Origin of the sequence: Yoonia sp., assembly GCF_030731595.1 — a bacterium.
Lineage (GTDB): Bacteria > Pseudomonadota > Alphaproteobacteria > Rhodobacterales > Rhodobacteraceae > Yoonia.
In genome coordinates, this window is the sequence record NZ_JANQTS010000140.1 from 1 (window position 1) to 1,838 (window position 1,838).

The following is a 1,838-nucleotide window of genomic DNA, read 5'->3' on the forward strand; positions in this document are numbered from 1 at the left end:
CTGAAAGAAGCCAAAGATCTGGTCGAAGCTGGCGGCAAGATCAAAGAAGGCGCTTCCAAAGCAGAAGCAGAAGACATCAAAGCAAAGCTGGAAGCAGCTGGTGCAGAGGTCGAACTGGCCTAAGTCAGTCTTCAGGCGAAATTCACTTTCGCCCTAAAATTCGGCTGGGCTCGCAGAGATGCGGGCCCGGCCAAACCTGTCTTAGAGGTCGGCCAATCGCTGACCGACCTCTTGGGTAGGTTCAATCAGTCGGGAGGCAGCCGGTGGGACGGCAGCCACGAATAGACTTTGAACCCCCTGTCAAATGGGTGATGTATCGCGGCCCGGGTGATGCATCGTTCGAGAGACAAACAAAAGGTGACACCGCATATGGCTTCCTCCTTCCTTGGTCAGAAACGCCTGCGTAAGTACTACGGCAAAATCCGCGAAGTACTTGAAATGCCGAACCTCATCGAGGTTCAAAAATCTTCTTATGATCTGTTCCTGCGCTCTGGCGACAGCGACACACCACTTGACGGCGAAGGCATCAAGGGTGTTTTCCAATCCGTCTTTCCGATCAAAGACTTTAACGAGACCGCCGTGCTTGAATTCGTCAAGTACGAGCTGGAAAAGCCGAAATACGACGTCGAGGAATGTCAGCAACGCGACATGACCTATAGCGCCCCGCTCAAGGTGACCCTCCGTCTGATCGTGTTTGATGTGGACGAAGATACAGGCGCGAAGTCTGTCAAGGACATCAAGGAACAAGACGTATTCATGGGCGATATGCCTTTGATGACGCCGAACGGCACGTTTGTCGTCAACGGTACCGAGCGTGTGATCGTGTCCCAGATGCACCGTTCGCCCGGCGTGTTCTTTGACCATGACAAGGGCAAAACCCATTCGTCCGGTAAACTTCTGTTCGCCTGCCGCATCATCCCATACCGCGGTAGCTGGCTGGACTTTGAATTCGACGCCAAGGACCTTGTGTTCTGCCGGATCGACCGTCGCCGCAAACTGCCTGTGACCACGCTGCTTTATGCGCTGGGCATGGATCAGGAAGGCATCATGAATGCCTACTACAACACCGTCGAGTATAAGCTGGACAAAAAGGGCAAGTCCTGGACAACCAAGTTCTTCCCAGAGCGTGTGCGCGGCACCCGTCCGACCTTCGATTTGATCGATGCAAAGACAGGTGAAGTGATTGCCAAAGCCGGCGAGAAAATCACGCCACGTTCGGTCAAGAAACTGATCGACGCAGGGAACGTGACCGATCTGCTGGTGCCTTACGAAAACATTCTCGGCAAATTCGTATCGCAAGACATCATCAACGAAGAAACCGGTGCGATCTACGTTGAAGCTGGCGATGAGCTGACTGTTGAAATGGACAAGTCCGGCGAAGTGATCGGCGGCACACTCAAAGATCTGGTTGATGCGGGCATCACCACGATCCCTGTGCTGGATATCGATAACATCAACGTGGGCGCCTACATGCGCAACACGATGGCGTCGGACAAGAACATGAACCGCGAAACCGCGCTCATGGATATCTACCGCGTGATGCGTCCCGGTGAACCACCGACCGTTGATAGCGCAAGCGCGCTGTTTGATACGCTGTTCTTTGACAGCGAGCGCTACGACCTGTCCGCTGTCGGTCGCGTGAAAATGAACATGCGTCTTGATCTGGATGCCGATGACACCATCCGCACCCTGCGTCGCGAAGACATCGTCGCTTGTATCAAAGCGCTGGTTGAACTGCGGGACGGCAAGGGCGACATCGACGATATCGACCACCTTGGGAACCGTCGTGTGCGTTCCGTTGGCGAATTGATGGAAAACCAGTACCGCGTTGGTCTGCT

General features: G+C 54.2%; 1 protein-coding gene and 1 pseudogene. Both read left to right on the forward strand.

From position 1 onward, the window contains the following. A partial coding sequence (locus NWQ23_RS15810) for a ribosomal protein L7/L12 (protein WP_306167354.1) occupies window positions 1-123 on the forward strand: 123 nt, incomplete at its 5' end. Window positions 124-369: 246 nt separating this feature from the next. Next, a pseudogene (locus NWQ23_RS15815) lies at window positions 370-1,838 on the forward strand (DNA-directed RNA polymerase subunit beta); the annotation flags it as partial.